Genomic DNA, 25,354 nt, shown 5'->3' with positions numbered 1-25,354 from the left:
TGACGCGGCCACGTCCAGCACGGCGACAACACGGGTATGCGTGTCGTCATCGTGACCGAATCCTTTCCCCCCGATGTGAACGGCGTGGCCCACTGCGCGCTCCAGACCGCCCGACACCTCGTCGACCGCGGTCACGCTCCCCTCGTCGTCACACCCGCTCCCGCTCCCGGGAACAAGGCGGCCGCCGCCCTGGCGCCCTGCCCCGTCGTCCACGTCCCCTCCCTACCGCTTCCCGGCTATCCCCAGGTCAGGGTCGCGCTCCCCAGCAGGCGCCTGGCCGCCGCGCTGATCCAGCACCAGCCCGACATCGTGCACCTGGCAAGCCCCTTCGTCCTCGGCGTCCGCGGCATGGCCGCCGCCGCCCGGCTCGGTATCCCCGCCGTCGCCGTCTACCAGACCGACCTGGCCGGATACGCCCGCACCTACATGGGCGCCGGCGAGGCGGCGGCCTGGCGGCGCATCAGGTCCGTCCACTCCGCCGCCGACCTCACCCTCGTCCCGTCCAGCGCGTCCATGAGCGACCTCGAGGCCCACGGGGTGCCCCGGCTCAAGCTGTGGGCACGCGGCGTGGACACCGCACGCTTTCGCCCCGAGCTGCGCGACGAGAGGCTGCGCCGGGAGCTCGCCCCGAACGGTGAGGTCATCGTCGGCTACGTCGGGCGGCTCGCCCCGGAGAAGCACATCGAGCTGCTCTCCGGCGTGTGCGGACTGGCGGGCGTGAAGGTCGTGATCGTCGGCGACGGGCCGAGTCAGCCCGCGCTCGCCGAGGCGCTGCCCGGCGCGATCTTCCTGGGCCGCCGTGGCGGGGACGACCTCGCGCGGATCTTCGCCTCGTTCGACATCTTCGCCCACACGGGTCCCTTCGAGACCTTCTGCCAGACCGTGCAGGAGGCCATGGCGAGCGGCGTGCCCGTCGTGGCGCCGGCCGCCGGGGGTCCGCTGGACCTGGTCGACCACGGCCGCACCGGGCTGCTGGTGCCCCCGCGCGACGCCGACGCCGTACGGGACGCCGTGCGCTCCCTGGTCGCCGACCCGGCGCTGCGGGCCGCGTACGGCGCCGCCGGGCACGCGACGGTCGACGGCCGCACCTGGGCGGCCATCGGCGACCAGCTCATCGCCCACTACGAGGCCGTGCTCAAGGCGCGGAGGCCGGCGGTGGCGGTGTGAACTCCTCGGTGAACCCCTCAGGCAACCCGTCCGCGAACCCGGCGACGAACACCGGGCTGCGCATCGTCCGGCTGGCGAACTTCGTCGCGCCCGCCTCCGGAGGGCTGCGCACCGCGCTGCGCGAACTGGGCAAGGGTTTCAAGCTGGCGGGCCACGACCCCGTCCTCATCGTGCCGGGCGAGAAGTACAGCGACTGCGCGACCGAGCAGGGCCGCGTGATCACCCTGCCCGGCCCGATGCTGCCCGGCACCGGCGGCTACCGCGTGCTCGTCGACAAGCGGCGGGTCGCGGCCCTCCTGGAGGAGCTCGCGCCCGACCGGCTGGAGGTCTCCGACCGGACGACACTGCGGTGGACCGGCAAGTGGGCCCGCCGCGCGCGGGTCCGCGCCGTGATGGTCTCCCACGAGACCGCCGACGGTGTGCTGCGCACCTGGGGCCTGTCGGAGAACCTGTCCCGGCGGGCTGCCGACGCCCTCAACGTCCGTACCGCCCACACCTACTCGAAGGTCGTGTGCACCACCGAGTTCGCCGAGCGGGAGTTCGTACGGATCGGCGCCCGCAACGTCGTCCGGGCACCGCTGGGGGTCGACCTGATGAACCGGCGGCCCACCCTGCGGGACGCGGCCCTGCGTGAGACCCACGCGCGTGCGGACGAGAAGCTGCTCGTGATGTGCTCCCGGCTCTCCGTGGAGAAGCGGCCCGGCACCGCGCTGGACGCCCTGGAGGCGCTGCGCCAGCGGGGCGTGCGAGCGGTACTCGTGGTGGCCGGCAACGGGCCCCTGCGCGCGGGCCTGGAGAAGCGGGCGCAGGAGCGCGACCTACCGGTGACCTTCCTCGGCCATGTCGCCGACCGCAGCCTGCTCGGCGCGCTGCAGGCCTCCGCCGACGTCTGCCTGGCCCCCGGGCCCGCCGAGACGTTCGGGCTCGCCGCGCTGGAGGCCATGGCCTGCGGCACGCCTGTCGTGGCGAGCGCGTCGTCCGCGCTGCCGGAGGTGATCGGCTCCGCCGGAGCCACCGCGGCGGACAACGGCGACGCCTTCGCGGACGCCGTCGAGATGCTCCTCGACCGTCCCGAGCGCGAGCGCCGCGAGGAGGCACGCGCGCGTGCGGAGTGCTTCGGCTGGGGCACGGCGGTGGACGCCTTCCTCACCGCGCACGAAGCGGCGGTGCCGGTACGTCCCTTCGCCCGTGCGGAGGGCGCGGCATGAGACCGCTGCGCTACGTCGCTCTCGGGGACTCGCTGACCGAGGGGGTGGGCGATCCCGTGGGGAACGGGTGGCGTGGCTGGGCCGCGCTGCTCGCCGGCGGACTGTCCGAGCCGGCTGCCGATTTCACCAACCTCGCGGTCAGCGGGGCACAGACGCGGGACGTGCTGGAGAAGCAGCTGCCGACGGCGCTGTCCCTGCGGCCCGACGTCGCGTCCGTCCTGGTGGGCGTCAACGACACGCTGCGCAGTACCTTCGACATAGAGAAGATCGCCGAGCGCCTCGACAAGGTCTATGCGTCCTTCACCCGTCAGGGCGCGGCGGTGCTCACGGCATGCCTGCCCGACCCGGGCACGATGCTGGGACTGCCGGGAGTCCTGGGCAACCCGCTGGCTCGTCGGCAGCGGGCCGTCAACACGGTGGTCCACACGTTGTCCGAGCGGTACGGGGCGCTGCATCTGCACTCGGTCGACGACGCCTGGATCATGGAGCGCGCTATGTGGAGCTCCGACCGGCTGCACCCCGGGGAGCGCGGGCACCGGCAGATCGCCCTGCGCTTCCACGCGATGCTCGCCCACCGGGGCCTCGCGACGCAGCCGGGGCCCTCGCCCGAGCCCGAGTTCCCGCCGCCCACCAAGTCGGCGAGCCTGCTGTGGCTGGCCACCGCCGGTACCGCCTGGATGATCCGGCGCTGCAACGACCTGTTGCCCCAGCTGATCCGCCTCGCCGCCGTCGAGATGCGGCACCGCGCGAGGGGCACCAGTGATCGGCTCGACCTGCGCGCGGCACAGTCGGTGTCCAGGGCGCTGGCCGTGCTGTCGATGCCGGACCCGACGGCGGTGGCCGAGTCGGTGGCGTTGGCCGGGCCCGGGTCGCGGTCCGAGTCGGTGGCGTTGCCCGAGCATGCGACGGCGCCGGAGCACCGGTCGGTGCCCGACCGTCGGCCGGCGGCCGAGCATCGCCTGATCCCCGATCGTCGGTCCGTGCCCGAGCACCTGTCCCTGCCGGAGGGACTGTCCGTGCCCGTGCCCGGACAGCGCTCGGTCCAGAAGCCGCAGCCCGCACCTGAAGCGGCGTAACGGTTGCCGGAACAGCGCTCGGTCCCCGGAGCGGCAGCCTGCACCGGGGCGGGCGCGGCGCACGCGTGCGTGGCGGGAGGTGGCGGCGTCAGCGACGGCGTGTGTCGGGCGTCAGCGACGGCGTACGGCCACGAAGCGGACCGGCGTGCCCGGCACCGCTTGTGCGGCGGCCGGGAGGTCGGCCGCGCGGACGACGGCGATCACCGGGTAGCCGCCCGTCGTCGGGTGGTCGGCCAGGAACACGACCGGCAGGCCGTCGGGCGGGACCTGGACCGCGCCCAGGACCACGCCCTCGCTGGGGAGTTCGCGGGTGAGCGCCCGTTCCAGGGCGGGGCCCTCGGTGCGCAGCCCGATGCGGTTGCTCGCGGCGGACACGCGGTAGGGGCGGGAGGTGAAGGCACGCACGGCCGCCGGGGTGAACCAGTCGTCGCGCGGGCCCGGCGTCACCCGTAGGACCAGTTCGCCGGGGGGCGCCGGCTGCGGGGCGACGTCCACGCGCGCGTGCAGCGGCGTCGGCCGGCCCAGGGGGAGCACCGTGCCGTCCGTGAGAGGCGGCGGGCCGAGGCCGGACAGCAGGTCCGTGGAGCGGCTGCCCAGGACCGGCTCGACGGCGATACCGCCGGAGACGGCGACATAGCTCCGTACGCCCGACACGGCCGCGCCGACCTCCAGGAGCGCACCGGCGGGCACGCGCACCGCGGCACCCCAGGCGACCGGACGTCCGTCCACCGTGACCCGGCACGGGGCGCCGCCGACCGCCACGGTCACCGGCGAACGGGGCCGTACCGCACAGCCGTTGAGCGTGCTCTCCAGTACGGCGGCCTCGGGGGCGTTGCCGACCAGGCGGTTGACCAGCGCCGCCGCCGGCCCGTCCAGGGCACCCGAGCGGGGCACGCCGAGGTGGGCGTGCCCGGGCCGGCCGAGGTCCTGCACTGTGGTGAGCGCCCCGGCGCGTACGACGGACAGCGCGCGGTCGGTCATGAGCTCCCCACCGGAACGAAGCGCACGCGCGTGCCCGGCGACAGCAGAGCGGCCGGCACGCGCGTGTGGTCCCACAGCACGGTGTCCGTGGTGCCGATCAGCTGCCAGCCGCCCGGCGACGAGCGCGGGTACACGCCCGTGTACGGGCCCGCCAGCGCAACCGCACCGGCGGGGACGGCCGTACGCGGCGTGGCCCGGCGCGGGACGTCGTAGCGCGGTGGAAGGCCGGTCAGATAGCCGAACCCGGGGGCGAAGCCGCAGAAGGCGACGCTGAACTCGGTGTCCGCGTGGATGCGGCCCACCTCGGCCGGGGAGACGCCCCAGTGCGCGGCGACGTCGGCCAGGTCCGGGCCGTCGTAGCGCACCGGGAGTTCGACGACCTCACGCGTGCGTGGGGGAGCGGGCGGCACTTCGGAGGTGGTCAGTTCCGAGGCCAGGCGGGCCGGGTCGGCGAGCCCGTCGAGCAGGACCGTGCGGGCCGCGGGGACGATCTCGCGGACGGACAGCGAGCCCTCCGCGCGGCGGCGCAGCAGCTCGGCGTGCAGCGCCCGGGCCTCCTCGCCCGAGGCCACCTCGACGAGCAGGGCGTCGTCGCCGACGGGCAGCGCCCTCATACGAAGGCCTCCACCCGCACACCCGACTCCTCCAGCCGCGCCCGCACCCGCCGGGCCAGTTCGACGGCGCCGGGCGTGTCCCCGTGCAGGCACAGGGAGCGCGCGCGTACCGCCACGGGAACTCCGGAGTGGGAGGTGACCACGCCCGCGCGGGCCAGGCCCAACGAGCGCTCCACGACGGCCTCGGGGTCGGTGACCACGGCACCCTCCTGTCCGCGCGGCACGAGCGTGCCCTGCTCCGTGTACGCGCGGTCCGCGAACGCCTCCTTGACGGCCGGGAGCCCGGCCTTGGCGGCCAACTCCAGCAGTCGAGAGCCCGGCAGACCGAGCACGGGCAGCGAGGCGTCCGCCAGGAGCACACCGTCGACGACCGCGCCGGCCTGCTCCTCGTCGTGCACGACGCGGTTGTAGAGCGCTCCGTGCGGCTTGACGTACGACACACGCGTGCCCGCCGCCCGCGCGAAGACCGCCAGGGCGCCGATCTGGTACGCCACTTCGGCCGCCAGTTCGGCGGGCGGCACGTCCATCGCGCGCCGCCCGAACCCCGCCAGGTCCCGGTAGGAGACCTGGGCGCCGATCCGTACCCCGCGCTCGGCCGCCTGCTCGCACACCCGCCGCATGGTGGCCGCGTCCCCGGCGTGGAAGCCGCAGGCCACGTTGGCGCTCGTGACGATCGACAGCAGCCGTTCGTCGTCGGTGAGCTGCCAGCGGCCGAAGCCCTCGCCGAGGTCGGCGTTGAGGTCGATGGAGGTCATCGGTCCGTCGTTTCTCCTGTCGGGTGACTTCTCAGGCGATGCGGTACTGCTGGTCGCGGGCGTCGGTCAGGAACATCTGGCCCGGTGCGTGGGTGATGGCGAACGGCGGGCGCGAGGCCATCACGGCGGCCTGCGGGGTCACTCCGCAGGCCCAGAACAGCGGGATGTCGTCCGGTTCGGCCTCGACCGGATCGCCGAAGTCGGGGCGGCCGAGGTCGGCGATGCCCAGCGCCGACGGATCGCCGCAGTGGACGGGGCTGCCGTGCACCGCCGGGAGGAGACCGGTCTCCCGCAGCGCCGCCGCGACGTGCTCCGGCGGCACCGGGCGCATGGACACCACCATCGGGCCGTGCAGCCGACCGGCCGGCCGGCACTGGCGGCTGGTCACGTACATCGGGACGTTGCGCCCCTGCTCGACGTGGCGGATCGGGACGCCCGCCTCGGCCAGTGCCCACTCGAAGGTGAAGCTGCAGCCGATGAGGAACGACACCAGGTCGTCACGCCAGTGCGCGCGTACGTCCGTCGGTTCGTCCACCAACTCGCCGTCCCGCCACACCCGGTAGCGCGGCAGATCCGTGCGCAGGTCGGCACCGTCGGCGAGGACGGTCGTCCAGGACCCGGCGTCCGTGACGTCCAGGACCGGGCAGGGCTTGGGATTGCGCTGGCAGAACAGCAGCATGTCGTACGCCCAGTCGGCGGGCACCGAGATCAGGTTGACCTGGGTGTGTCCCGCGGCGACCCCGGCCGTGGGCCCCGCGAGGCCCTCCCTGAAGCGGGCGCGTGCCGTTTGCGGGCTCCACGCGTGCGCGTGCTCGTCGACGAGGGTGAGCGGGCGGTCTGCTGCGAGGGTGGGCGGACGGTCCGTCGTGAGGGCGGACGGACGGTCTTCTTCGAGGGGGAGCGGACGGTCCTCCGTGCGGTTCACGCCAGCTCCTTCCCGCGCGTCTCCGGCAGCCCGAGCAGGGCCAGTGCGGCGATGCCGTAGCCGATCGCGCCGAAGACCAGCGCGCCGCCGACACCCCAGCTGTCGGCCAGGAAGCCGACCATGGTGGGGAAGACCGCGCCCACAGCTCGGCCGGTGTTGTACGTGAAGCCCTGTCCCGTACCACGCACCGCCGTCGGGTACAGCTCGCTCAGGTAGGACCCGAAGCCACTGAAGATCGCCGACATGCAGAACCCGAGCGGGAAACCGAGCACCAGGAGCAGGGTGTTGGAGCCGCTGGGGATGTTCGCGTACGCCAGGATGCAGACGGCCGAGAGCAGTGCGAACAGCCAGATGTTGCGCCGGCGGCCCAGCAGGTCGGTGAGGTAGCCGCCGGTCAGATAGCCGATGAAGGCGCCCGAGATGAGGAAGGTCAGATAGCCGCCGGTGCCGACGACAGACAGGTTACGCTCGGTCTTCAGGTAGGTCGGCACCCAGGTGGCGAGGGTGTAGTAGCCGCCCTGGACGCCCGTGGAGAGCAGCCCGGCGAAGATCGTCGTACGCAACAGCCTGGGCTTGAAGATGGCCGCGAACGAACCCTTCTGGGTGCTCTGTTCACGTACGGCGACAGCCTCGGGGGCGTCGTGCACCCTACGCCGCATCCAGATGACGAGCAGCGCGGGCAGCGCGCCGGTCCAGAACATCACGCGCCAGGCCAGGTCGTCGTCCACGAGCGAGAAGACAACGGTGTACATGATCGCGGCCAGGGCCCACCCGACGGCCCACGAGCTTTGGATCGCGCCGAGCGTGCGGCCACGGTGCTTGGCGCTCGCGTACTCGGCGACCAGGATCGCGCCGACCGCCCATTCGCCGCCGAAGCCGAGGCCCTGGAGGGCGCGGAAGACCAGCAGCCACTCGTAGTTGGGGGCGAAACCGCAGGCGACGGTGAAGACCGCGTAGGTGATGACCGTGATCATCAGGGCCTTGACCCGGCCGATCCGGTCGGCCAGCACTCCGGCGAGTGCGCCGCCGATCGCGGAGACCACGAGCGTGACGGTGGTGAAGAGGCCGGTCTGGCCGCTGTCCAGGCCGAAGTACGCGGCCAGCGCCACCATGCTCAGGGGGAGTGTGAAGTAATCGTACGAATCAAGGGCATATCCGCCGAAAGCGCCCGCGAAGGCACGTCGGCCGCGCGGGCCGAGGGCGCGCAGCCAGCCGAACGCGCCGTCGTCGTCGGCGCGTTCGCCGCCCGTGGTGTGGGTGTCTTTCAGGGCCTGCGGTGGAGGGGTCGTGCTCATGGGCACCTCGCAGAGAGGGGACGGGGGTGCGGAACTGAGCCGAACTGAGCCGGACTGAGCTGAACGGTGAGCAGCAAGGTAGAGGATCGTTGAACGATCCTTCAATACCCCTGTTGTTTCGTTCTCGGGTCTGCGGTTGAATTCCGGGCATGGCAGAGCAGCTGGCCGGACTGGCCGACGACCGTGCCCTCCTGGGCCGTACGAGCACGGCGGAGCGGGTCTCGGACATCCTCAGAAGCCGCATCGCCGAGGGCTACTTCGCGCCCGGCACCCGGCTGTCGGAGGACAGCATCGGAGGGGCACTCGGTGTGTCCCGCAACACACTGCGCGAGGCGTTCCGGCTGCTCACCCATGAACGGCTCCTCGTCCACGAGCTGAACCGGGGCGTGTTCGTGCGGGTCCTGACGGTGGAGGACGTCGAGGACATCTACCGCACCCGACGTCTCGTCGAGTGCGCCGTCGTACGCGGGCTCGGCGAACCGCCGTACCCCCTGGAGGGGCCCGCCGAAGCCGTCGCCGAAGGGCAGCGCGCGGTGCGCGAAGGTGACTGGAAAGGGTTGGGGACGGCCAACATCCACTTCCACCGCGAACTGGTGGCGCTCGCGGGCAGCGAACGCACCGACGAACTGATGCGCAGCGTCTTCGCCGAGCTGCGGCTCGCGTTCCACGTCGTCGACGATCCACACCGGCTGCACGAGCCGTACCTCGCCCGCAACCAGCAGATCCTCCGGGCGCTGGAAGCGGGGGACCGGAGCGGGGCCGAGAAGATACTCGCCGTCTATCTCGACGACTCGCTGGAGCGGGTGGTCGAGGTGTATCGGCGGCGGGTGGGGGAGGGCGAAACGCTCGCTTAAGGGCGGGGCTCTGCCGCCATGCGGCTGGGGCGCGGGGCGCAGGGCGTGGGCCGCGGGGTTTATCGACATATCGCTAGGTCGGGGGCCGCGTCGGCATACCGCCAGGGCGCGGGGCCGGGTCGACATACGGTGCCGCCGTGGGCGATCGGCGTCGTTTGGGTCGTTGTCAGACCTAGGACCTAGTCTGTGCACCGTGACTTCACCCGCATCGACGGACCGTGTTCCGCCCCAGCTCAGCGCGGGGCCGCGCCCTGCTCCGGGCCCGGCCGCCGACGAAGGGCTGGCCCGGCGGCTGCGCGCGCTCGCCTGCACGGCGCCGCTGCACGACCTGGATGCACGCAAGGCCAACCTCGCCGGGGAGTACTCGGTGTACGGCATGGCGGAGGTGGCGCTCTCCGTCATCGACCTGGTCACGCTGAACATGGACTTCGACACGGGTGCCGACCACGACCAGATAGTCGCCCGCCTCATCCCGCGCATCGCCGCCCAGGCCCCGCGGCGCCCCGTCGCCGAGCACGAGCGGGTGGCCCGCTGGGTCCTGGAGAACCTGATCAACGTCGGCAGTGTGGACCGCGGCTTTCGTGCCGTGTACGGCACGTTCGCGCCGGACGGCAGCTATGTCCGCCGTGACTACGACTTCAAGCTGATCGAGGAGGTGCCGGGCCCCGGCGGCACGGTGTATCTGCGTACGACCGACGAGGCGGTCAACGTCCTTGTCGGTGCCCTCGACACCGACGTCACCAGTGCTCAGATCGCCGCCGAGGTCAAGCTCGAGGTGCTGATCAACCGCGGCCGGCTCGCCGATGCCCAGTTGGCCGCCGAGCAGGCCCGGTACCGGACCGTGCAGTATTCGGAGACGCTCCGCAGGGCCCTGGACGCGACCCGGCGCAACGTCCGGGCGGTCGACTGGCTGAACGCCGTGCCGGACATGATCGCCGAGGCGCTCGACCATGTCGCCGACCGGTACCGTCATGAGAACGCGATCCTGACCAACATCCGCAAGGCACGCGACGAGACCGAGGACCCGGAGCACAAGCGCCGTGCCGCCGAGCTCGTCGACATCGTCAAGGACTGCATCCGGCGGCACACCCAGCTGCAGTCCCGCCTGCTGGAGGCCGGGCCGCTGTTCCGCGCCGAGCAGGACCGGCAGGCCTTCGCCACCCCGATGACGACTTCGGGGATCGACCTGTACGGCCATCTCGTCGCCCCTGTCCTGCCCCTGCCCCTGGAGCAGTCCGTGAGGGTCACGGACGCTTTCTTCGCGCGGGGGACGGGACTGCGTACGCCGGTGTCGACCCGAGTGGGTGATCTCGTCGACATACTGCTGACGCCGCCCGTGGAGCGGGAGCACCTGGGCGCCGAGATGCCCGAGCCCGACCTGATCGCGACACCGGACGACAGCCGGTTCAGCGAGGAGCAGTTGGCCGCGGCGATGGAGCTGCTGGACCTGCCGGCCGACGCCCCTCGCAGGCTGTCGGGGCTGCTGGCCCAGGCCCGTCGGCAGGACCCCGAGCTGCCCTACCTCGTGGCGCTGTTGGCGGTCCACGCGGCCAGTCCGCCGGTCGGTACGGCCTACCGCCAGGGCGAGGAGAAGCTGCTGTTCGCCGTGGACGACGGGACGGAGCTGGAGGATCCCGAGTTCGGCGGCGCCGACCTGATCGTGGGGACGGCCCTGCTGGACGCGGCCGGGATGGCGGCTGACAGGACGGAAGCAGCATGAGTGAGCTGGAACGCAGCAAGGAGCCCCGACCGTGAGCGAGCACGCCGAGTGGAGTGACACGGAGGCCGCGCCCCCATCCGCGACCGCCGCCGTGACCCCTGCCGACGCCGCCGACGCGGCCCGGCTGGTCGCCTTCGGGCTGCAGCCGAAGTTGCAGCCCGCGCGCGATCAGGAATACACGGAGCTGCTGCGGCGGTACCGGGAGGACCCGCCGTTCGCGCGGCTCGCGGACGCCGTGGCCGCCGGGCTCGGGCTCGTGGTGCTGGAGGTGTCCCCGCGCGCGGGGATGGCCGTCACCGCCGCCGAGGACTCCGTGTTCGCCGTCCGCATGGGCGACTACGCGCGTCGTACGTCGGCCGACGGCAGCGACCGGTTCCTGCACGGGCTGGCCCATCTCGCCATCGCCGCCATGGCGTTCCCGCGGCCCGAGGACCTGGCCGACGACGGCTACATCGGGCGCGTGACGGTCAACGGCGTCGACGCCTTCGTCCGGCAGGCCTGCCGCCGGCTGGAGGAGCGCGCGGACGAGCAGGGGGAGAACACCGACCCCGCCACGGACGCGCCCGGCCTGGAGGCAGCCTGGCGGATCTGGGTGAGACGCAGCGCGACCGGTGCCACCAAGGACGCGCGCAGACTGGCCGGTTCGACCACCGGCATCGTCGGCAAGGCGGCCGCGTTTCTCACCGACTCCGGGTTCCTCCAGCGGACGGGCGACGACAGCGGCGGCACCTACCGGACGACCGCCCGCTACCAACTCCAGGTCCGTGACATGGCGGGCAGCGCCGCCATGGCCGAACTGCTGGAGCTGGGTGTGGTCCCGGTCACCGACGGCACACCGACGCTGCTGGCCGCCGAGGACACGGAAGACCTGGAGCTGGTGGCCGAGGCAGGGCTGCCGTTCCACTCCGCCTGAATCCTCGAACCGGCCTGCACCTCCGAACCCACCCGAATCCCCGAACCGGCCTGAACCTTCGACCCGCCTGAATCCTCGAATCCGTCCCAAGTCCCGAACTCCCCCGATCTGACGAAGACTTACGAGAGTCCGCCATGTACGAGCTGTCCCGGGTCCGCCTCTACTCCATCGGACCGGCCGGTGCGCGCTATGCCGACACCGTGCTTGACCTGCGTGGTGTCGGGGAGCCCGTGCCCGATCCCGCGCCCATGCAGGCGGAGTTCTTCGAGGAGGAGCCCGTCGGGCCGCCGCGCCGGCCCGCTCCCGCGGGGGTGCTCTTCCTGGAGAACGGCGGCGGCAAGTCGGTCCTCCTCAAGCTGATCTTCTCCGTGATGCTGCCGGGGCATCGCAACACGCTCGGCGGCGCCAGTTCCGGCGTGCTGCGTAAGTTCCTGCTCGCCGACGACTGCGGGCATGTCGCGCTGGAGTGGCAGCACACGCTCACCGGCGAGTGCGTCGTGGTCGGTAAGGCGAGCGAGTGGCGCGGCCGCCAGGTCTCCAACGACCCGCGGAAGTTCGCCGAGGCCTGGTACTCCTTCCGCCCGGGCCCCGGGCTGAGCCTGGACAACCTGCCCGTCGCCGAGTCCACCGCCGTACGGCCGCCCGCCGAGGGGCAGTCGGGCGCGCGGGGACGGCGGCGCACCATGAAGGGCTTCCGGGACGCCATCACGGAGGCGGGCAAGGCGTACCCGCATCTGGAGGTGCACTGGGAGGAGATCCACGACCGCTGGATCGAACATCTCGGCGACCTCGGCCTCGATCCCGAACTGTTCCGCTACCAGCGGGAGATGAACGCCGACGAGGGTGAGGCGGCCGGCCTCTTCGCGGTCAAGAAGGACTCCGACTTCACCGACCTGCTGCTGCGGGCCGTGACGGACACGCGCGACACCGACGGCCTCGCCGACCTGGTCGGCGGCTTCGGCAACAAGCTGGGCCGGCGCGCCGAGCTGATCGCCGAGCGGGACTTCACCGCCGGTTCCGTGGACCTGCTGGGGCGCATCGTCGAGGCCGCCGAGGTCCGCTCACGCGCGCGTGACATCCACGCCGGTGCCGAGCGGCGCACCCGGACCCTGGCCCGGCGGCTGTCCGCGCGGGGCGTCCAGGAGCGCGTGCGGGCCGCCGACCTCGCCCAGCGGGCCACCGCCACCGCGTCCGCAGTCACCCACGCCGAGGCGGGCCGGGACCGCAGCGCGCTGATCGCTGCAGAACTGGCCTACCGGCATGCCTCGCTGGCACTCGCGGCTGCCGAGAAGTCGGCGGCGGCGCAGAAGCGCGAGCTCGCCGACGCCCGCACACTGCACTCGGCCTGGCAGGCCGCCGAGACCGCCCTGCGGCACCGCGCCGCCGCCGACCGCGTCGCGCGCGTGGCCGCCGCCATCCAGGAGGCCGAGCGCGACGCGGCCCCCGCGCTGGCTGCCCGCGCCAAGGCCGCCGTCGATCTCGTACGGGCCCTGCACGCGGCCGCGGAGAGCGCCGAGAGCCTCGCCAACGAGGGGGAGGAGCGGTCCGCCGCCCTCCAGGAGGTCGGCGAGTCCGCGTACCGGGACTCCACCGCCGCCGCCACCGAGGCCCAGCGCGCCCGCAGCGAGGTCGGGCACCTGCGCCAGCGGCTGTCCGAGGTCGAGCAGGAGACCGCCGAGGCCGTGCGCGCCGGCTGGCTCGACGACAGCGCGCCCGATGCCGACCCCGCCCGCGCGGCCCTTGCGGCGAGCGACGCCGAGAAGACGGCCGTCGCGGCCTGGGACACCGCCCGTGAGGCCTCCCGGCGTGCTTCGGAGCACGCGCGCGAGGCGGCCTCGACCGAGTCCCGCGCCGAGCTGACGGCGGCCCGCGCGGCCGACGCGGCAGCCGCCGCGGAGCGTGCATACGACGCCGAGCGCCGTCTCGCCGAGGGACTGGCGGCGGAGGAGCGGCTCGGGGAACTGATCGGCCTGACCGGCGAATCGGGCGCGAAGCGCCGGGCCGTTCTTGCCCCGGGGGCCGTACCTGCGCCTCGCGCGGGTGACGACGGCGAGGGGGGCACGGCCGCGCAGGACGCCGCTGACGCGGTCGCTCAGGGCTCGGTCGACGAGGGCGCCCTCACGCCGGAAGAGCTGGACCGGTTCGCCGACGAGTTGCGCGAACTGCTCGACGACCGCGTCTCCACCGCCGAGCGGCAGCTCTTCGAACTGCGGACGGCAGCCGCCGACGATTCCCGGATCCTCGGCGCGCTCGGTGACGGCGGACTGCTGCCGCCCGGCCCGGACGTGCTGGCCACCGTGGAGTTCCTCGGCGAGCAGGGCATCCCGGCGCTGCCGGGCTGGCGCTACCTCGCGCAGGCGGTCGACCCGGCCGACCACGCGCGCGTGCTGGCCGCCCGTCCGGAACTGGTCGACGGCGTGATCATCACCGACCCCGCCACGCACGCGCGTGCCCGCGAGGTACTGAGCGACGCCGCGTTGCTGCCCCGCTCCGCCGTGGCGGTCGGCACCGCAGCCGCCCTGCTCGCCCCGACCCCGGCGCCGGATTCCCCGAGCGGCACCTCTCCTGACGTCTTCCTCGTGCCGCCGAACCCCGCCATGCACGACGAGCACGCCGCCGACGAGGAAAGGCAGGCGCTGCGCGCGCGGGCCACCGAGCGGGACGAAGAGATCCGCACACTCGCCGCGCGGTTGGGCAAGGACCGGGAACTGGCGGCGCGCCTCGCCTCGTGGCGGACCGGCTGCCCGGCCGGCCGGCTGGTCGAACTGGCGCAGACAGCCCGGGACGCGCGCGCGTTCGCCGAGGAGTCCGAGGCGGAGCTGGCCGAGGCGCGGACCGTTCGGTCCGAGGCCGACGAAGCCGCGGCCGAGGCCGCGCAGGTCCGCGACGAGCGTCAGGAGGGCGCCCAGAAGGCGCGGCGAGCCGCCGACGCCCTGGCCGGGCTGGCGTTCCGGCTGCGCGAGCGGGCCGGCTGGCAGGTCAAGCTGCGCGAACTCGCCGACGAGGCCACCGAGTCCGAGGCCCGCGCGCAGACCTGCCTGGAGCGCGCCCGCGCCGCCGACGAGGATCGCCGCGCCGCCCAGCGCGCCGCCGACGACGCGCGTCGCACCGCGCGTGCCCTGCGGGCCGAGCGCTCGGAGATCGCGGGCGCCCCCGACGACGTGCCGGACACCGACACGGAAGCCCCGAGGGCATCCCTGCCCGCGCTGCGCGAGGCATACCGGGCCGCCTCCCAGGTGTACGAGAAGGTCGGCGTCGGCGCCGATCTACGCGCCGAGCAGGCCCGCGCGGAGAGCGACGAGAGCGCGGCCCGCGCGGAACTTGACCGGCTGAGCAACAAGGTCCGCACCCGGGCGGAACAGCTCCTTCAGTCGCCCGACGGCTCCGACGGGCCCTCCCGGCAGGCGGCTGCCTCGCGCGCGGAGGAGCTCGTCCAGCTCCTGGAGACCCGGATGTCCAGCGCGAGCGAGCAGCTCGGACGGCTTCGCGGCGAGGCCGAACGGCACGCGCCCGAGGACGGCGAGACCCACACCGACCTGTCCGAGGAGCTCCAGCCGCGCGACGCCGAGCACGCGCAGGCGCTGCTGCGCACGGCGACCACCGAACTCGCCTCCCGCACCGAGGCGTTGACCCGGGCCCGCGAGGCGCACGCGGAGCTCCTCGAAGCCCACCGCGCCGCCGAGGACGCCGCCGGAGGCTTCGACGAGATCGCCGCGATGCTGCGCGACCTGCTGCGGGAGCACACCTCGGACGAGGAGCAGGAGGCGCCAGAGCCGTACCCCGGCAGCCCTGAGGAGGCCCGGCACTCCGCCGCCGAGGCCCGCCGGTCGCTGCGCGGCTGCGCCGCCGACCTCTCCGCCGCCGAGGCCGCCGTCCGCGAGGCGAGCGACGTGCTCGTACGGCATGCCAACTCCACGCGCTACGAGCAGGTACGTACCCCCGCTCGCCAGCAGATCCGCGAGCTGCCCGCCTCGGCACTGCCCGAACACGCGCAGAAGTGGGCGGACGCGTTCGCGCCCCGACTGCGCGTGCTCACCGACGAGTTGGCCCAGCTGGAACGGAACCGGGATTCCATCGTGGACCGCCTCCGCGGCCTGGTCGAGTCGGCGCTGACGACCCTGCGGTCCGCCCAGCGGCTGTCCCGTCTGCCCGAGGGCCTCGGCGAGTGGTCCGGACAGGAGTTCCTGCGCATCCGCTTCGAGGAGCCCGACCAGGCCACCCTCACGGAACGCCTCGGTGAGGTCATCGACGAGGCCACGCGCGCGGCGGTGAAGAAGAACTCGGACCTGCGGCGAGACGGCATGTCCCTGCTCCTGCGCGGCGTTGCCGCGGCGCTTCAGCCGAAGGGCGTCGCCGTCGAGATCCTCAAGCCGGACGCCGTGCTGCGTGCCGAGCGGGTGCCCGTCGGGCAGATGGGCGACGTGTTCTCCGGCGGACAGCTGCTGACGGCGGCCATCGCCCTGTACTGCACGATGGCCGCCCTGCGGTCCAACGACCGGGGCCGGGACAAGCACCGCCACGCCGGCACGTTGTTCCTGGACAACCCCATCGGACGTGCCAACGCCACCTACCTCCTGGAGCTGCAGCGAGCCGTCTCGGACGCCCTCGGCGTCCAACTCCTCTACACGACCGGCCTGTTCGACACGACCGCCCTGGCGGAGTTCCCGCTGGTCATCCGGCTACGCAACGACGCCGACCTCAGGGCCGGCCTGAAGTACATCAGCGTGGAGGAGCATCTCCGCCCGGGATTGCCGCAGCAGCCCCAGGCGGGGGAGGCGGTGCGCAGCGAGATCACGGCCACAAGGATGTTCAAACGCCCGGCGGCGCCTGCGACTCCCTAGCCGCACGGCCGGCGAGCCGGGAAAGCAGCGTGGAGTCTGTCCTCGCGGGTCAGTGCCCGTCTGTGCCGGCTATCTCAAGGGTGCGACAACCGCCCCGTCCCGGCTTGCCGGCGTATGCGCTCCTGAGCCCGCTCCGCGGCGCGCGCCTGCCGTCGTGCTATGCGCCGCTCGCGTCGCAGGGACCGGGCGGTGCTGCTGGGGGCCGACACCACGCCGTTGCGCTGGTTCCACACCTGGCGCGTCACCCAGACGTCGAGCGCGGCCCACGTCGCCACCACGGTGCTCGTCACGCTGCTGATGACCATCGGGAACGCCAGCCATGATCCGGCCAGCGTGCACAGGAACGCCACCATTGCCTGGATCATCGTCAAGGCGATTATCAGAACCGCTCGCACCGCGGCCGTACGCACCGGATCAGGCATCCGGCGCCGGCGGGCGGGCTCCTCGATCCACAACGGCTGGTAACACGGCTGCTCCTGAGCCGCGGCGCGCTCGGCGGCCCTGCCTCCGGATGCCGGAATGTCGCGATCCAGTGCCTCGGGACCCTGTCGCACTGTCCGGCGCGTCGCATCGCCGTCCTCAGGCGCCACGTGCCGCTCCACCGTGCCCGTCACCGTCTCACTCCCCACCGTCAGCAGACCGCTCGCCCGCATCCGAAGACTCAGCTCCCCAGCGGTTGCCCGGCTTGCGCTGTTTTACGCCGCCCGGGGGTTGGATGCGGCTCCTGTGGCCCAATCCGCCCCCATTTCTCGTAGAGAAGGACGATCGGCGCGTCCTGAAGATTCCCAAGGAAGGTAGATTTCCGGCCAACTGGCCGGACAGGCCGGCCCGATTCGTCCTCCGGGGTGCCGCCGGATTGCGGGAGGCAATCTCCCCCAATGGCCGGACAACTCCCCATGTCTCGCCACCGGTGCGGAAGTTCAGATTCCGGATCTCTCTTCGAGTTACGTGTGCGTCGGTAGTAGGCTCGCGCCGATTGTTGACGCACATGTGTGCCCCCTGACCGGGTGGGGGTTTGAGCTGGGGGAGGCCATGCGCTTTCGCGGGACGTCGATCCGCCGGAAGATGGTGGCGCTGCTTCTCGTGCCGCTGGTGTCCCTCACCGCGATCTGGGGTTTCGCCACGGTACTCACAGGGCGAGGTGCGGCGCAGCTCTTCACGGTGTCGTCCCTCGTCGAGAAGATCGGCTACTCCACTGAGGACGCCGTCCGCGTCCTGCAGCAGGAACGACGTCAGGCGCTGGTCTATCTCGCCGACCGCCGGGCCTCGGACGCACTGTCCGCACTGCGGGCCACCCGCAACGCCACCGACGCCGCCGTCGCCGAGATCCGCAAGAACGCCAAGGATCCCGACGTCCGCGACGGGCTGGACCAGGGCGACAGCGAGCGCCTCACTGCCGTCCTGGACGCCTTCGACGGCATCAATCCCCTGCGTCGCAGCGTCGAGGACGGCACGGTGAGCCGCGCCGACGCCCTCCACCAGTACAACCTTCTCGTGGACCCCGGCTACACCCTCCTGGCCTCCCTCGACGGCGTCGACAACGTGGCCATGGACAAGCAGGCCCGCGCCCTTCTCAACGTCACCCGCGCCCGCGAACTGCTTTCCCGCGAGGACGCGTTGCTCAGTTCCGCCCTGGTGGTGGGCAAGCTCTCCCGGGACGAGATACGCGATGTCTCCGATCTCGTCGCCCAGCGCACCCTCATGTACGAGGTCAGCCTGACGGACCTGCCCTCGTCCGAGCGCGTCCGCTACGAGCGCTTCTGGAAGAACGCCTCCACCGCTCCGCTGCGAGTCGCCGAGCAGGACGTCATCTCCGCCGAGCCGGGCAGGCCCAGCACGGTCGACGCAAAGCGCTGGGACACCGTCGCCGGAGGCGTTCTCGAGGAGCTCAGCAAACTCAACGACGAGGCGGGCGCCCGCTATCAGGACCGCGTCAGCCCGGTAGCGATGAGTGTCATCGTCAAGGCGGCCCTCGCCGGCGTCCTCGGCCTGCTCGCCCTGCTGTTCTCCCTCTTCCTCTCCGTGCGTATCGGCCGCAGCCTCGTCCGCGACCTGCGGCAGCTGCGCCTCGATGCCCACGAGGCCTCCGGCGTACGCCTGCCCAGTGTGATGCGGCGTCTCTCCGCCGGAGAGCAGGTCGACGTGGAGACCGAGGTCCCACGCCTGGAGTACGACAAGAACGAGATCGGCGAGGTCGGACAGGCCCTCAACACCCTGCAGCGCGCCGCCGTCGAGGCCGCCGTCAAGCAGGCAGAGCTGCGCGCCGGGGTCTCGGAGGTCTTCGTCAACCTCGCCCGCCGCAGCCAGGTCCTCCTCCACAAGCAGCTCACCCTCCTCGACACCATGGAACGCCGGACCGAGGACACCGACGAACTGGCCGACCTGTTCCGCCTGGACCACCTGACCACCCGTATGCGCCGGCACGCCGAGGGTCTGGTGATCCTCTCCGGCGCCGCTCCTTCCCGGCAGTGGCGCAGGCCCGTGCAGCTCATGGACGTCGTGCGCGCCGCGGTCGCCGAGGTCGAGGACTACGAGCGCATCGAGGTCCGCCGCCTGCCCCGCGTCGCCGTCACGGGCCCGGCCGTCGCGGACATCACCCACCTCGTGGCCGAACTCCTGGAGAACGCCACGGTGTTCTCCCCGCCGCACACCGCCGTCCAGGTCCTGGGCGAGCGGGTCGCCAACGGCTTCACTCTGGAGATCCACGACCGCGGTCTGGGAATGGCGGCCGACGTCCTGCTGGACGCCAACCTCCGCCTCGCCGAGACTCCCGAGTTCGAGCTCTCCGACACCGACCGGCTCGGCCTGTTCGTCGTCAGCCGGCTCGCCCAGCGGCAGAACGTCCGGGTCTCGCTGCAGCCGTCGCCGTACGGCGGCACCACCGCCGTCGTGTTCATCCCCGACGCGCTGCTCACCGACGACGTCCCGGACACCAACGGCATCGGGTTCCGTCTCGACCGGCCCACGCCCTCGAAGGAGGCCGAGCTGGAGGAGTCGCGCCGGACGGCACTCTCCCAGGTGCCGGCCCGCGTGCCCGGCCTGCCCGCCGCGCTGCTCGACGGCCCGGTCGAGCTGGAGGCCCCGGTCGATCTCGGCGCCCTCGGTGACTTCCCGGACGCGCTCGGCGACGAGGACGGCGAACGCGGCGGCCTCTTCCGCCCGCGTCGTACCCTCGCCCCCATGGAGGACGAAGCAACGGGCCCGCACGGCACCCCGCACCCGGTCTCCGGCATCCACGGCGGGCCGGACGACGCCGACCCGGACAACGACGCGAGCGCGCCTGTCCCGCTGGCCCGCCGCGGGACGCCCAAGCTGGTCAGTTCACACGGACGCCCTGTCACCGAGCAGCGCTCCCGGTGGGAGAAGGCAGACGCCGAGTCGTCGACAGGTCCGAGTCGTCCGCAGTCCAACGGCCTCGCTCCGCTGCCGTCCCGCCGTCGCGGTACGGGATCCCATGGCGAGGGAGCCGGCGCGCCCGGGCGGATCGGTGACCGTACCGACGCAGCGCCCTCCGGGTACGACCACGGTGAGCCGACGGAGCCCCCGGCGCTCCCGCGGCGCACACGTCGTCCCGCGATCGCATCGAGCGGCTCCGATTCCGCCCCGAACCCGACCGCCCCGCCCCAGGAGGCCGGCTCCGGCGCGGGAGCGCTGCCCCGGCGCGTACGCCAGGCCAGCCTGGCTCCGCAGCTCAAACAGGGCCCGGCACCGCGCACCGAGGAGAAGGCGGAGCCTTCCGAGCGGGACGCGGACGAGGTCCGCAGCCGAATGGCCTCCCTCCAGCGCGGCTGGCAGCGCGGCCGCCAGGAGAACGCCGCGGGCGACGACGCCCACAGCGGCACAGCACCACAACGAACGACTAAGGGGGACGGTCGATGACCGCACCGAAAGCGACCGGCCACACCGCGACCAACCAGGCCGGAGAGCTCAACTGGCTCCTCGACGACCTCGTGGACCGCGTCGCCAGCATTCGCAAGGCCCTCGTGCTCTCCGGCGACGGCCTGCCGACGGGGGTGTCCAAGGACCTGACCCGTGAGGACAGCGAGCACCTGGCTGCCGTCGCGTCCGGCTTCCACAGCCTTGCCAAGGGCGTGGGCCGTCACTTCGAGGCGGGCAACGTCCGGCAGACCGTCGTCGAGCTCGATGACGCCTTCCTGTTCGTGACGGCCGCCGGTGACGGCAGCTGCCTCGCGGTGCTCTCGGACGCCGACTCCGACGTCGGTCTGGTCGCGTACGAGATGACTCTCCTCGTCAAGCGTGTCGGCGTGCATCTGGGTACCGCTCCGCGCACCGATCTGCCCGCAGGCGGGTAGTGGGATGGCATGAGCGCTGACGGTCAGGGAAGAAGCCACTGGTTCGACGACGAGGCCGGACCGGTCGTCCGTCCGTACGCCATGACGCGCGGCCGCACCACCAGTGCAGCCCAGCACCGTCTCGACCTGATCGCGGTGGTCGTAGCGGAACCGCAGGGGGACGATCCGGAGACCGACTCGACGCTGTCCCCGGAACATGTGGACATCGTCGGACTGTGCCGTGACGCCCCGCAGTCCGTGGCCGAACTCTCCGCCGAGCTCGATCTGCCCATCGGCGTCGTACGGGTCCTCGTCGGAGATCTCGTGGACTCGGAATTCGTCCATGTGAACCGGCCGGTACCGCCTGCCGAGCTGGTGGACGAGAGTATTCTGCGCGACGTGATCAACGGCCTGCGGGCGCTGTGAGCGGCGCGGAAGCGGGGTAGTGACGTGACAGGCTGGCAGTTCTGGGTCGACCGAGGCGGCACCTTCACGGACATTGTCGCGCGACGCCCGGACGGCCGTCTGCTGACGCACAAGCTGCTGTCGGAGAATCCGGCGCGATACTCCGACGCGGCCGTGGCGGGCGTGAGTCACCTGCTGGACGGCTCCGAGGACCCCATCGAAGCCGTCCGCATGGGCACCACGGTCGCCACCAACGCCCTCCTCGAGCGCAAGGGCGAGCGGACCCTTCTCGTCATCACCAGCGGTTTCCGTGACGCCCTGCGCATCGCCTACCAGAACCGCCCCCGCATCTTCGCCCGCCGCATCGAACTGCCCGAGCTGTTGTACGAGCGGGTCGTCGAGGTCGACGAGCGCATCGCCGCCGACGGCACCTTCCTTCACGCTCCCGACCTGGACGCCCTCGCCGGCCCCCTCCAGGAGGCCTACGACGACGGGATCCGCGCTGTCGCCGTGGTCTGCATGCACAGCCACCTCCACCCCGCCCACGAACAGGCCGTCGGAGAGCTCGCCGGCCGCATCGGCTTCCCGCAGATCTCGCTGTCCAGTGAGGTCAGCCCCCTGATGAAGCTCGTCCCGCGCGGGGACACCGCCGTCGTCGACGCCTACCTCTCGCCCGTCCTGCGCCGCTACGTCCAGCACGTCGCCGATGAACTCGAAGGCGTGCGGCTGATGTTCATGCAGTCCAACGGCGGCCTCGCCGAAGCCGGACAGTTCCGTGGCAAGGACGCCATCCTCTCCGGGCCCGCAGGCGGGATCGTCGGCATGGCCCGCATGTCGCAGCTCGCCGGGTTCGACCGCGTCATCGGCTTCGACATGGGCGGTACATCGACCGACGTCTCGCACTTCGCGGGTGAGTACGAACGCGTCTTCACCACACAGATCGCCGGTGTCAGGCTGCGCGCCCCCATGCTGGACATCCACACCGTCGCGGCCGGTGGCGGGTCGGTCCTCCAATTCGACGGGTCCCGCTACCGCGTAGGGCCGGACTCGGCGGGCGCGGACCCGGGCCCCGCCTGCTACCGGGGCGGCGGGCCACTTGCGGTCACCGACGCCAACGTCATGCTCGGCCGCATCCAACCCGCTCACTTTCCCAAGGTGTTCGGACCCAACGGGGACCAGCCTCTCGACGACGCCCTCGTACGTGAGCGCTTCACAGCCCTCGCGAACGAGATCCGCGAGCAGACCGGCGACGACCGAACGCCCGAGCAGGTCGCCGAGGGCTACCTGCAGATCGCGGTCGCCAACATCGCCAACGCCGTGAAGCGGATCTCCGTCCAGAAGGGCCACGACGTCACCCGCTACGCCCTCACCACCTTCGGCGGTGCGGGCGGCCAGCACGCGTGCATGGTCGCCGACTCGCTCGGCATTCGCACGGTTCTCGTGCCCCCCATGGCCGGCGTCCTCTCCGCGCTCGGCATCGGCCTCGCCGACACGACGGCCATGCGCGAACAGTCCGTCGAGGCACCTCTGCGGGCCGCCTCGATGCCCGGGATCCTGAAGACCGCGGACGACCTGGAAGCAGCCGCCCGCACCGAACTCCTCGACGAGGACATCCCCGAGGACCGCATCCGGATCACCCGCCGCGCCCAACTCCGCTACGACGGCACCGACACCACCCTCACCGTCGAGCTCACCGAGCCCGACACGATGAGGCGCGCCTTCGAAGAACGTCATCGCGCCACGTACTCCTTCACCCTCGACCGCCCGATCGTCGTCGAAGCCCTCTCCGTCGAAGCCACCGGCATCACCGAACCCCCCGATCTCTCCGCTCTCGCCCCTCACGAAGCCGCCCCTGAAGACAGGCCTGCCGCCCCGGGCACCGTCCCCCTCCACACGGGCGGAACCTGGTTCGACGTACCCCTCCACCGCCGAGAACACCTGGATCCCGGCGAAACCGTCACCGGTCCGGCGATCATCACCGAGGCCAGTGCGACGACCGTCGTCGACGACGGCTGGCAAGCCGCGACGACCGACGACGGGCATCTGGTCATGGAACGCACGGTGATTACGCAGAGTTCCGATCTCGACACGCAAGCCGACCCGGTTCTCCTCGAGGTCTTCAACAACCTCTTCATGTCCATCGCCGAACAGATGGGCGCCCGCCTCGAATCCACCGCCCAGTCCGTCAACATCAAGGAGCGCCTGGACTTCTCCTGCGCGCTCTTCGACCCGGACGGAAACCTGGTGGCCAACGCCCCGCACATCCCCGTCCACCTGGGCTCGATGGGCACGAGCGTCCAGGAGGTCATCCGGCGCCGCGGCTCCCGGATGCGCCCCGGCGACGCCTACGCCGTCAACGACCCGTACCACGGCGGTACTCACCTGCCCGACGTCACTGTGATCACCCCCGTCTTCGACACGGGAAGTACGACGAACACGGAGGGTGAGCGGGAAATCCTCTTCTACGTCGCCTCACGCGGCCACCACGCCGAGATCGGCGGCATCGCCCCCGGCTCCATGCCCGCCGACAGCCGCACCATCGAGGAGGAGGGAATCCTCTTCGACAACTGGCTCCTCGCCGAGAACGGCCGCTTCCGCGAGGAGGAAACCCTCCGCCTGCTCACCGAGGCGCGCTACCCGTCGCGCAACCCCAAGACCAACCTCGCCGATCTGCGCGCCCAGATCGCAGCCAACCGGAAGGGCGTCGAGGAAGTCGCCCGGATGATCGAGAACTTCGGTCTCGACGTCGTCCAGGCGTACATGAAGCACGTCCAGGACAATGCGGAGGAAGCGGTACGCAGGGTCATCGACGCCCTGGACGAAGGCGAGTACGCCTACGAGACCGACTCGGGCGCGACCATCCGGGTACGCGTGCGCGTGGACCGGGAGAACCGCTGCGCCACCGTCGACTTCACCGGCACCTCCCCGCAATTGACCACGAACTTCAACGCCCCCTGCTCGGTCGTCAACGCGGCGGTGCTGTACGTCTTCCGCACCCTCGTCGCCGACGACATCCCGCTCAACGACGGTTGCCTGCGCCCCCTCGACATCGTCGTGCCGTCCGGCTCCATGCTCGCCCCCGAACCCCCGGCAGCGGTCGTCGCGGGCAATGTGGAGACCTCCCAGGCCATCACCGGCGCCCTCTACGCCGCGCTCGGCGTCCAGGCCGAGGGCTCCGGCACCATGAACAACGTCACCTTCGGCAACGAACGGCATCAGTACTACGAGACCGTGGCCTCCGGATCCGGAGCGGGCGACGGGTTCCCCGGCGCGCCCGTCGTCCAGACCCATATGACCAACTCGCGGCTCACCGATCCCGAAGTGCTGGAGTGGCGACTGCCGGTACAGCTCGACGAGTTCGCCGTACGGCGCGGCAGTGGCGGGGCCGGGCAGTGGCGCGGCGGGGACGGCGCCGTGCGCCGCATCCGGTTCCACGAGCCCATGACCGTCTCCACCCTGTCCCAGCACCGCAGGGTCCCGCCCTACGGTATGGCGGGCGGCGAACCCGGCGCACTGGGAGCCAACCGCGTCGAGCACGCGGACGGCACGGTCACCGCACTCGGCGCCAGCGACTCGGCGGACGTCGGAGCCGGCGATGTACTCGTCATCGAAACCCCTGGCGGCGGAGGCTACGGCCCACCGTCGCGCGACCCCCATCAAGCAGGAGAAGAGATCGATGATCTTCGGGCGTTCTGAGCGCGGGAAGCCTCCGGTCGAGCCCGTCACGCTCAAGATCCTGGTGGCCGGCGGCTTCGGCGTGGGCAAGACCACCCTCGTCGGGGCGGTCAGCGAGATCAGGCCACTGCGCACCGAGGAACTGCTCACGGAGGCCGGACGCCCGGTCGACGACACAAGCGGTGTCGAGGGCAAGCGCACCACCACCGTGGCCATGGACTTCGGGCGCATCACCCTGCGCGAGGACTTGGTGCTGTACCTCTTCGGCACGCCCGGCCAGGAGCGGTTCTGGTTCATGTGGGACGAGCTGTCCGAGGGTGCGCTGGGCGCTGTCGTGCTTGCCGACACCCGGCGTTTGGAGGACTGCTTCGCGGCCGTCGACTACTTCGAGCGGCGCTCCATACCCTTCGTCGTCGGCGTCAACTGCTTCGAGGGATCCGCCCGTTACCCGGCGGAGGACATCCGACAGGCCCTCGACCTCGACGACGGCGTACCGCTGCTGCTATGCGACGCCCGCGACCGGGAGTCCGTCAAGGAGATCCTCATCGGTGTCGTCCAGCACGCGATGGCCTACCAGGCGGACCGCCGGCAGACCGTGACCACCTGAAGCCCGGTGAACGGGCACGGCCCGTA

The 25,354-nt window shown here is 72.1% G+C and carries 17 protein-coding genes and 1 pseudogene; 12 read left to right on the top strand and 6 right to left on the bottom strand.

The window, feature by feature from the left end:
• Positions 1 to 36 precede the first annotated feature (36 nt).
• From ACWGDB_RS38840 to ACWGDB_RS38830, 3 genes and pseudogenes are all read left to right on the top strand, one after another.
• Positions 37 to 1,167 (top strand): glycosyltransferase family 4 protein, encoded by a 1,131-nt coding sequence (locus tag ACWGDB_RS38840; protein ID WP_453826771.1) that lies wholly within the window; start codon positions 37 to 39, stop codon positions 1,165 to 1,167.
• Complete coding sequence (locus ACWGDB_RS38835) at positions 1,164 to 2,375, top strand: glycosyltransferase (protein ID WP_453826770.1); 1,212 nt, start codon at positions 1,164 to 1,166, stop codon at positions 2,373 to 2,375. The genes ACWGDB_RS38840 and ACWGDB_RS38835 overlap by 4 nt, the downstream gene beginning before the upstream one ends.
• A pseudogene (locus tag ACWGDB_RS38830) lies at positions 2,372 to 3,196 on the top strand (SGNH/GDSL hydrolase family protein); the annotation flags it as partial. The gene ACWGDB_RS38835 and the pseudogene ACWGDB_RS38830, both read left to right, overlap by 4 nt.
• Positions 3,197 to 3,562: 366 nt before the next feature.
• Here the strand turns inward: ACWGDB_RS38830 and ACWGDB_RS38825 are convergent.
• From ACWGDB_RS38825 to ACWGDB_RS38805, 5 genes are read right to left on the bottom strand one after another with little or no spacing between them, the layout of a single operon-like run.
• Positions 3,563 to 4,432, bottom strand: coding sequence for a 5-oxoprolinase subunit C family protein (locus ACWGDB_RS38825; RefSeq protein WP_453826769.1), 870 nt, complete (start codon positions 4,430 to 4,432; stop codon positions 3,563 to 3,565).
• Positions 4,429 to 5,046 carry a 5-oxoprolinase subunit B family protein gene (locus ACWGDB_RS38820; protein ID WP_453826768.1) on the bottom strand — a complete coding sequence of 206 codons (618 nt, stop codon included), beginning with the start codon at positions 5,044 to 5,046 and terminating at the stop codon, positions 4,429 to 4,431. Before ACWGDB_RS38820 ends, ACWGDB_RS38825 begins: the two co-directional genes overlap by 4 nt.
• Positions 5,043 to 5,801 (bottom strand): LamB/YcsF family protein, encoded by a 759-nt coding sequence (locus tag ACWGDB_RS38815; RefSeq protein WP_453826767.1) that lies wholly within the window; start codon positions 5,799 to 5,801, stop codon positions 5,043 to 5,045. The genes ACWGDB_RS38820 and ACWGDB_RS38815 overlap by 4 nt, the downstream gene beginning before the upstream one ends.
• 31 nt (positions 5,802 to 5,832) lie before the next feature.
• A complete protein-coding gene (locus ACWGDB_RS38810) occupies positions 5,833 to 6,726 on the bottom strand; it encodes a putative hydro-lyase (protein ID WP_453826766.1) in 894 nt (297 codons plus the stop codon).
• Complete coding sequence (locus ACWGDB_RS38805) at positions 6,723 to 8,021, bottom strand: MFS transporter (protein WP_453826765.1); 1,299 nt, start codon at positions 8,019 to 8,021, stop codon at positions 6,723 to 6,725. Before ACWGDB_RS38805 ends, ACWGDB_RS38810 begins: the two co-directional genes overlap by 4 nt.
• Before the next feature lie 149 nt (positions 8,022 to 8,170).
• Here ACWGDB_RS38805 and ACWGDB_RS38800 point away from each other — a divergent pair, with 149 nt between their 5' ends.
• From ACWGDB_RS38800 to ACWGDB_RS38785, 4 genes are all read left to right on the top strand, one after another.
• The gene (locus ACWGDB_RS38800) at positions 8,171 to 8,875 is read left to right on the top strand and encodes a GntR family transcriptional regulator (RefSeq protein WP_453826764.1); all 705 of its coding nucleotides are present in this window, start codon (positions 8,171 to 8,173) and stop codon (positions 8,873 to 8,875) included.
• 193 nt (positions 8,876 to 9,068) lie between these two features.
• Entirely contained in the window at positions 9,069 to 10,595 is a 1,527-nt protein-coding gene (locus ACWGDB_RS38795) for a hypothetical protein (protein WP_453826763.1), read from the top strand.
• Positions 10,596 to 10,626: 31 nt separating this feature from the next.
• On the top strand, positions 10,627 to 11,508 hold the full coding sequence (locus ACWGDB_RS38790; protein ID WP_383612909.1) for a hypothetical protein: 882 nt from the start codon (positions 10,627 to 10,629) through the stop codon (positions 11,506 to 11,508).
• 134 nt (positions 11,509 to 11,642) lie between these two features.
• Positions 11,643 to 16,349 carry a hypothetical protein gene (locus ACWGDB_RS38785; protein WP_453826762.1) on the top strand — a complete coding sequence of 1,569 codons (4,707 nt, stop codon included), beginning with the start codon at positions 11,643 to 11,645 and terminating at the stop codon, positions 16,347 to 16,349.
• A 74-nt stretch (positions 16,350 to 16,423) separates the two neighbouring features.
• On the opposite strand, the gene ACWGDB_RS38780 is transcribed toward ACWGDB_RS38785, so the two are convergent.
• Complete coding sequence (locus tag ACWGDB_RS38780) at positions 16,424 to 17,002, bottom strand: hypothetical protein (RefSeq protein WP_453826761.1); 579 nt, start codon at positions 17,000 to 17,002, stop codon at positions 16,424 to 16,426.
• 379 nt (positions 17,003 to 17,381) lie between these two features.
• Between ACWGDB_RS38780 and ACWGDB_RS38775 the strand changes: the two genes are divergently transcribed.
• From ACWGDB_RS38775 to ACWGDB_RS38755, 5 genes are read left to right on the top strand one after another with little or no spacing between them, the layout of a single operon-like run.
• Positions 17,382 to 20,228 (top strand): nitrate- and nitrite sensing domain-containing protein, encoded by a 2,847-nt coding sequence (locus ACWGDB_RS38775; protein ID WP_453826760.1) that lies wholly within the window; start codon positions 17,382 to 17,384, stop codon positions 20,226 to 20,228.
• Positions 20,225 to 20,662, top strand: coding sequence for a roadblock/LC7 domain-containing protein (locus ACWGDB_RS38770; RefSeq protein WP_062722491.1), 438 nt, complete (start codon positions 20,225 to 20,227; stop codon positions 20,660 to 20,662). Before ACWGDB_RS38775 ends, ACWGDB_RS38770 begins: the two co-directional genes overlap by 4 nt.
• Before the next feature lie 9 nt (positions 20,663 to 20,671).
• Positions 20,672 to 21,067, top strand: a complete 396-nt coding sequence (locus tag ACWGDB_RS38765; protein WP_453826759.1) for a DUF742 domain-containing protein — start codon at positions 20,672 to 20,674, stop codon at positions 21,065 to 21,067.
• A 24-nt stretch (positions 21,068 to 21,091) separates the two neighbouring features.
• Positions 21,092 to 24,742 carry a hydantoinase B/oxoprolinase family protein gene (locus tag ACWGDB_RS38760; RefSeq protein ID WP_453826758.1) on the top strand — a complete coding sequence of 1,217 codons (3,651 nt, stop codon included), beginning with the start codon at positions 21,092 to 21,094 and terminating at the stop codon, positions 24,740 to 24,742.
• Positions 24,723 to 25,328 carry a GTP-binding protein gene (locus ACWGDB_RS38755; RefSeq protein ID WP_383612893.1) on the top strand — a complete coding sequence of 202 codons (606 nt, stop codon included), beginning with the start codon at positions 24,723 to 24,725 and terminating at the stop codon, positions 25,326 to 25,328. Before ACWGDB_RS38760 ends, ACWGDB_RS38755 begins: the two co-directional genes overlap by 20 nt.
• The last annotated feature ends 26 nt before the right edge of the window (positions 25,329 to 25,354 follow it).

Source organism: Streptomyces sp. NPDC055013, assembly GCF_053608645.1.
The sequence above is the reverse complement of the archived record's forward strand: the minus strand, read 5'-3'. Positions and strand labels throughout refer to the sequence as shown.